General features: G+C 61.1%; 7 protein-coding genes. 2 read left to right on the top strand and 5 right to left on the bottom strand.

Annotation, left to right across the window (positions count from 1 at the left end):
• Positions 1-499: sterol desaturase family protein (locus AAC035_RS16580; protein ID WP_339806101.1), on the top strand; the 499-nt coding region annotated here is incomplete at its 5' end.
• 19 nt (positions 500-518) lie between these two features.
• Here AAC035_RS16580 and AAC035_RS16575 read toward each other — a convergent pair.
• Positions 519-1,847 carry an acyltransferase gene (locus tag AAC035_RS16575; protein ID WP_339806100.1) on the bottom strand — a complete coding sequence of 443 codons (1,329 nt, stop codon included), beginning with the start codon at positions 1,845-1,847 and terminating at the stop codon, positions 519-521.
• Between the two features lie 264 nt (positions 1,848-2,111).
• On the opposite strand from AAC035_RS16575, the gene AAC035_RS16570 reads away from it, so the two are divergent.
• Positions 2,112-3,032, top strand: coding sequence for a bile acid:sodium symporter family protein (locus tag AAC035_RS16570; protein WP_339806099.1), 921 nt, complete (start codon positions 2,112-2,114; stop codon positions 3,030-3,032).
• A gap of 8 nt (positions 3,033-3,040) precedes the next feature.
• On the opposite strand, the gene AAC035_RS16565 is transcribed toward AAC035_RS16570, so the two are convergent.
• From AAC035_RS16565 to AAC035_RS16550, 4 genes are all read right to left on the bottom strand, one after another.
• On the bottom strand, positions 3,041-3,808 hold the full coding sequence (locus tag AAC035_RS16565) for an ABC transporter ATP-binding protein (protein ID WP_339806098.1): 768 nt from the start codon (positions 3,806-3,808) through the stop codon (positions 3,041-3,043).
• Positions 3,808-4,722, bottom strand: coding sequence for an iron ABC transporter permease (locus tag AAC035_RS16560; RefSeq protein ID WP_339806102.1), 915 nt, complete (start codon positions 4,720-4,722; stop codon positions 3,808-3,810). The genes AAC035_RS16565 and AAC035_RS16560 overlap by 1 nt, the downstream gene beginning before the upstream one ends.
• Before the next feature lie 46 nt (positions 4,723-4,768).
• Entirely contained in the window at positions 4,769-5,671 is a 903-nt protein-coding gene (locus AAC035_RS16555) for a cobalamin-binding protein (protein ID WP_339806096.1), read from the bottom strand.
• Positions 5,672-5,695: 24 nt separating this feature from the next.
• Positions 5,696-6,900, bottom strand: a 1,205-nt coding sequence (locus tag AAC035_RS16550) for a TonB-dependent receptor (RefSeq protein ID WP_339806095.1), incomplete at its 5' end; no start/stop codon positions are given.

Raw genomic sequence — 6,900 nt, 5'->3', positions numbered from 1 at the left:
CTCGGTACACCACAGTGCTCACCGGTTCACCCTGATGAACGCCTATCGGGTGCATCCCCTCGACGTACTGATACGACGTTTTATACCGGTGTTCGTGCTGTTGCAATCAGGCATCAGTCAGGAGGCCTTTGTGGCAGTGGCCGTCATTGGCAGTGTGCTGGCCACCATCACCCATCTGAACATCGACCTCCGTCATGGCGCCCTCAATTACCTTATCGGCACCAATGAAATGCACCGCTGGCATCATTCCACCAAATACCGTGAAGCGAAAAACTTTGGGGGGTTCATGTTGTGGGATCATCTGTTCGGCACCTTTTACTACCCAAAAGACCGGGAGATGCCGGATAAAATCGGGCTGTCCCATGAAAAGGATTATCCGATGCATAACTACTGGCAGCAGCTGCTGTATCCCTTCCGCCGCACCCCGGAAAAGCCAAAGGGAGCAGTCGCCAACAAGGATCCGGCCAAGTCAGCTGAAACGGCGCCTGCTGAGTCATAAATAACGCCCCGGGGCCTTTTTACAAACCGGAGAACAGCTCCCGGAAGGCCCGCAATTCCTTCCGGTTCAGGATCAGGTGCAGATCCACGCTGCCGTCTGCCTCCGCCGTCGGCACGATTTTCACCATGCGAAAGGGTGCTGCCACGGGTGTGTACCAGGAAGGCTTACCGGTGCCCAGATCGGCGTCATACACCGGCAGTGCGCAGTAATTGTTCTGCATGAAGCCGCCTTCCAGGCCTCGGATGACCGAGCGGGGAATGACGCTGGCAATCTGCTTTTGCTGCCGCCGGCTTTCCATGAATCCCAGATAACCCAGCCAGTCCTCGCTCGTCTGCCTCACCACCGGATTGCGAATAGCAAGCGCCAGCGCAGCCACCGAACTGTCGGCCAGCTGCTGCGCCGAAAACTGACGTTCCTCCTGGCCGAGGGCCACGCCGAACAGGCGGCGGGGAATTTCCAGATCCCGCTTGAAGCGGAAATCCACCACCACACCGACACAGAGATCGTTGCGATAATTCCGCAGGCCCGCAATCACTTTCAGACACTGCGCCGTGAGCAGGTCCACATCACTGACCCTGGGGCCGTCAGGATATTCCGCCAGGAACTGCGTCCGCAGACTGGCCAGAAAGCTGGCCGGAATCCGGTGTATGTCGAGTTTGTTGCTGGCGGCCTCCAGGGCCAGCCGCGCGTACAGCCCCAGTCGTTGCCAGATCCCGTAAGCCCCCACACAATCCTCCCGGAAAGGACGGCCGACACACTGTTTACTGAGGTTCAACAGGTAATCCCGCTCAACGATATCATCAGGCTCCCCCTGACCCAGCGCCGCCCGGGACCAGTCCTGTATGAACATCCACAAACTGCTGCCATCAATCAGGGTATGCACCGGAGCCACGCTGAGAATGGCTCCGCCATCTGCGAACCGGTAAATTCTGACACTGAACACCGGGGTATCCGGCTTGTAGATGGTCCAGGGAAATACCCGTTGGTAGTACTGGCGGACATCATTCTGGCTGGGATAGTCCGGTCCGTAGGCGGGCAAGGGGCCCTCGGCTGCGTATACCTCGAAGGGCACGCCGGCATCATCGGCGTCTATGTAAGAATAACCGTCGCTGTCCTTTTTCATCCGCCCGGCAACCAGCGGGTATTTTTTCAGGGTACTGGCCAGCGACCGCTCCACCAGAGCAACGTCCAGACCCTGGGGATACAGGTAGAACAACGGCACGGTCACCAGGCCACCAAAGATATCGAGCCCGGTCAGGTAATGACGACCGGTGTTCTGGCCCGTGTGAATCTGTTTTTTTGATACAAGGCGAGCGTTAACCGTTTCCGTTTTATGTCCTGTGCTCACGGGAGCAACCTCATCCTGAGTTGACGGCTCAGTATAAAAACCGGGGGCCACAGCGCAATGCGGATATTCAGGATTTGCGAGCTACCTCAAAGCTGAACAGATCGTGATTCAAGCGGCCGCATTTCATGAAAGTCTGGGACCCAGTGCCGCGACCGCAGTGCCCGCGCCTGTTGCAATAACCGCCCAACAAGGCTGTTAACTGCACGGAACCCGCGGTCTGATCAAGCGCCGGTTTCAGCAAGCGACCCAGGACCGGGCATACCCATGGACACCATTTCCGCCGTCAAACTTATTTCACCTGCACTGTTATTTCTGATGACCCTGGGCATGGGCATGACCATGCACTGGCAGGACGTCCATCGCATTGTGCGGTACCCCAAAGCCATCAGCATCGGCGCTATCAATCAGGCGGTGGTGCTGCCTCTGGTGGGCTTCGCCATGGTGCTGGCCTTTGATGTCCGGCCGGAGATCGCGGTGGGCGTGATGCTGCTGACCTTCTGCCCGGGCGGCGTGGGCTCCAATATTTCGACCCTGCTGGCGAGAGGGGATGTTGCGCTGTCGGTGAGCCTGACCCTGATCAGTGGTGGCCTGATCATCGTGACGCTGCCGCTGCTGACCAACGCCGCTATGGCGTACTTCCTGGAGCAGGAGCTGACCCGGACCCTGCCTGTAGGCGAGACCGCCCTGCGACTGATCATGATGGTGGTGGCGCCGGTGGCCCTCGGCATGCTGATCAACCACCGCTGGCCCCGTTTCACGGCCGGTGCCGAGCGTTACGTCAAAATCAGCGGATTTACCTTGCTGGCGCTGATGATTGTCGGGGTGATGATCAGTGAGTACGCCGCGTTTATCGAATACAGCCGCCAGGCAGGCGCCGTGGTCACCGCCCTGTGTGTCACCACCATGACCATCGGCTTCTGCAGCGCCCGCCTGTTCCGGCTCAACCGGTCCCAAAGCATCAGCATCTGCATCGAGACAGGCATTCAGAACACCCTGCTGGCCCTGGTTATCGCGGGCCTGCTGGACAAGGCCTACCTCGCCATACCCGCCATCATCTATGTGGTGGTCAGCTCTGTATTGCTACTGGTGGTTATTGCCTGGGCCAATCTGCCGCTTGCCAGACTGGTGTCCCGCCCGGCACAGCCCCCCGGCAGCCCTGCCCGGCCCCGACACTGGCGACCCTGAACTTCAGTTCAGCGCACCGGTACAAACACCGGCGCACCGTCAGCTTCAACGGTCATCAGTTTCTGGCCGTACAACTGTTCCAGTACCGACGGCACCAGCATCTGCTCTGCAGCGCCCCAACAGGCATTGCCATCGGGATAGAGCAGCAACAGATGATCGCACCAGCGCGCCGCCAGATTAAGGTCGTGCAGACACATAAAGACCGCCCGGCCCGACTGCGCCTGTTCGGTCAGCAGCTGCAACGCAGACACCTGATGGTGCAGATCCAGATGATTGGTCGGTTCGTCCAGCAGCCAGGTCATGGGCGACTGACACAGCACCGTGGCAATGGCTACCCGCTGGCGTTCTCCGCCAGACAGGCTGCTGACCAGGCGGTCCTTGAGATGGGCCACATCCAGCTGTTGCAGTGCCGCCATAGCCAGCCCAAGGTCCTGCCCGCTTTCCATCTGCCAGGGCGACAACCAGGGGTGGCGACCGATCAGTGCCGTTTCCAGAACCGTTGCCGGAAAGCCGTCCTGGCGTTCCTGGAACACCAGACCCAGCTGCTGCGACACGCTTCGGCGCTTCATCGCGGTCAGTGACCGCTCACCAAGCCGGACAGCGCCGCTGCGGGGTGCCCGCAGGCCGGCAAGGGTATGCAGCAGGGTAGTCTTGCCGGCACCGTTGGGGCCCAGCACACCCCAGATCTGGCCCGGCCCGATGGTAAAATTGAGAGCACTACCGCTGGCCCGGTCGGGGATATCGATAATCAGCTGATCAGCCTGTAACGGATCCATCAGCGGCTCCGGTGCAGCAGGTAAAGAAAGGTTGGCACCCCAAGCAGCGCGGTGATAACCCCCACCGGCAACTGCTCCGGCGCAATCACCACCCGCGCCAGGGTATCCGCCAACACCAGCAAGGTGCCCCCGGCCAGAGCGCACGCCGGCAGAATCAGCCGCTGATCATTGCCCAGCACCAGGCGCAACATGTGTGGCACCACCAGACCCACAAAGCCGATGGCACCCGCCGTGGTCACCGCAGTGGCGGTCAGCAGGCTGGCGGCAATGTAGATCAGCCATTCCAGCGGTCGTACCGAGACACCGAGGGCCGCCGCCTGCAGGGGCCCCCGGGCCAGTACGTTCAGACTGCGACCCAGCGGAACCGCCACCAGACAGGTCACCAGCATTAGCACAAGACCCGGCCAGGGCGCTCTGGCGTAGGCCAGATCCCCCATCAGCCAGTACAGCATGCCAGGCAGCTGCCGGGCTGGCGCCAGCGCGAGCATCAGCGTAATCACCGCACCCCAGCCTGCAGCCACCACCACGCCGGTCAGCAGCAAGCGAGAGGGCGTCCAGCTGCCGGTACCATGGGCAAGACCGAAGACCAGCAGCGTCGCAAACAGGGCCCCGCCGAACGCCGCTCCGGACACCAGAACACTCGCCAGTCCCGCCAGCATGGCCAACAGGGCGCCTACGGCGGCACCGCCGGACAATCCGAGAACATAGGGATCCGCCAGCGGATTACGCAGCAACACCTGCATCAGGGCGCCCGCCACGGCGAGCAGACCACCGGTAGCAAACGCACTCAGGACCCGCGGCAGACGCAGGTCCAGTACCAGCGTGCGTTCTAGCTCTGAGCCACGGCCAAGTGCGACCTGTATGACTTCTGCCAGCCCCAGCTGGCTGCTGCCGACACTGACCGAGACCAGCATGGCCGCGCCACTGAGCAGCAATAACACGACCAGCGACCGGCCATAGTCAGAGACGGGCACGGGCCTGCTCCAGGGTCTGACACAGGTGACTGATACCGTCCAGCATACGCTCGGTCGGACGCGCCAGCAGATCCGGCGGCTCCAGGTAAAGGTTGTCAGCGGCAATCGCGGGCAGACCGGGGAACTGGCGCCACTCATCCAGCCAGCTCCGGTCATTGTCACCACGGCCTGCAGTCAGAATCACTTCCGGTGCCGCATCCAGCACCGCCTCACGACTGACCCGGGGTACCAGCCGTGACTGATCCGCAAACACATTCTGCCCCCCACACAGTTCGATGGCCTTACCAATCAATTCCTGCCGGTTCACGGTCATCAGGGGCTGATTCCAGACCTGGTAAAATACCCGCACCGGTTCCGCATCGGCGTAACGACCCTGCAGTGCCTCCACCCCGTCCCGAAACCTCGCTGCCCGCAGTGCTCCCACATCCCGGGTACCGGCGAACAGGGCCAGATCCGCAATAGCCCAGGCAATATCAGCGAATTCCCGGGGCGCCAGCCAGAATACCCGTATGCCCAACTCCATAAGCCGATCAAGCTGCTGCCTGGAGTTACCATCGACCCAGGCCACCACCAGATCCGGCCTCATGGCCATGATGGTTTCAAGGTCGAGCCGGTTGCTGTCACCGACCTGGGGCAACTCCGCCGCCTGCGGTGGGTAGTCACTCCAGGCGCTGACGGCGATCACCCTGTCACCCGCGCCCGCCGAGAACAGCAGTTCGGTGGCACCTGGTGACAGAGACACAATGCGCTGAGCCGGGCGATCGAGGCACACCAACTGATCGCGGCCATCACGGGCGCAAAGATCCTGCGCAGACACCGGCGCCGAGAGCGCCACCCACGCGCCGAGCACGGTCAGAGCCACGGTCAGAAACCTGATTGTCTGCATCATGCCCCATCACACCTGAAGAAACGTTTACCGGCTAAAATCATAACGTACCGAGGCCATAAAGGTGCGGCCTGAAGCCAGATAGTCGAACGGTTCGAAGGTAACGCTATCGCTTCCCAGACTCGTGGTATAGCGGCGATCAAGCAGGTTATCCACCTTGAACGTAGCAGACCAGCCGGGCATGAAGTTCCAGCCTGCCCGCAGATCCACCGTGCCATAGCCGGGCAACAGGCTGGTGTTACCCGCATCGTTATAGCGATCGCCTTCGGCCACAAGGCTGGCGCCCACCGACCAGTTGGCAAACAGGCGGTCGGCATCAAGGCGCAGGTTCTTTTCCGCCCGTCGTGGCAGACGTGCGCCGGTATCCCGGTTCTCACTATCAGCGTAGGTCACCGCCGCCCCAAGATTCCAGCCTGAGACCTCCCGCCCGGCGGATAACTCCATACCGCGAATGCGCGCGGTCTCCACATTTTCCATGGTTCCGTCCCAGGTGACAGGGTCGGAAACATAGGTGATCAGTTCATCCACATCATTCTGATACAGGGCCAGATCCCAGAACCACTGGCTATAACGACCAGAAACGCCGAACTCCACCATCTGCCCCCTTTCCGCTTCCAGGTCCGGGTTACCCGTATAGAACGGCGTTGTCAGGTAGAGATCGTTGAAGGTGGGGGCCCGGAACGAGGTGGCGTAGCTCAGACGAACCCGGTGGGCGCGATCAAGGCGGTGACCAAGAGCGATGCCACCGGTTTCCTCTCGCCCGAAGGCTTCGTTATCATCAACCCGCAGACTGAGCATCAGATCGGTGGCACCAAAATTCAGGCGACCCTGGCCAAACAGCGCCGCGTTGCTTCGGCTGTTTTCCGAGAAATCGTCGCTACCGTCCACCTCATCGAACATGACCTCGGAACCCAGCACCAGTTCGTGCACGCCGGCGGTCAATGTGTTGTCCCAGCGAGCGACCCGGGACAAGGTATTGTAGGTGCTGGGATAACTGCCGAAGGTGTCCTGCTCATCCCGGGCTTCTGAAAACTGGATACGGGTCCGCCAGTAATCACTGGCCACCGCTTCAAGGTAAACGCCTGCTGCCTGAATCAGGAAATCCGTGTCACCACCTTCAAACTCGGTATTACCGCCGGACTGCAGCAACGTAATTCCGGCCCCGCCGCCCTGCTCGAATCTGTGCCCCGCCTTGAGCAAGCCGCCGGTATTGCGAAAACCACGATCCTCGC

Origin of the sequence: uncultured Marinobacter sp., from assembly GCF_963974375.1 — a bacterium.
Lineage (GTDB): Bacteria > Pseudomonadota > Gammaproteobacteria > Pseudomonadales > Oleiphilaceae > Marinobacter.
The sequence above is the reverse complement of the archived record's forward strand: the minus strand, read 5'-3'. Positions and strand labels throughout refer to the sequence as shown.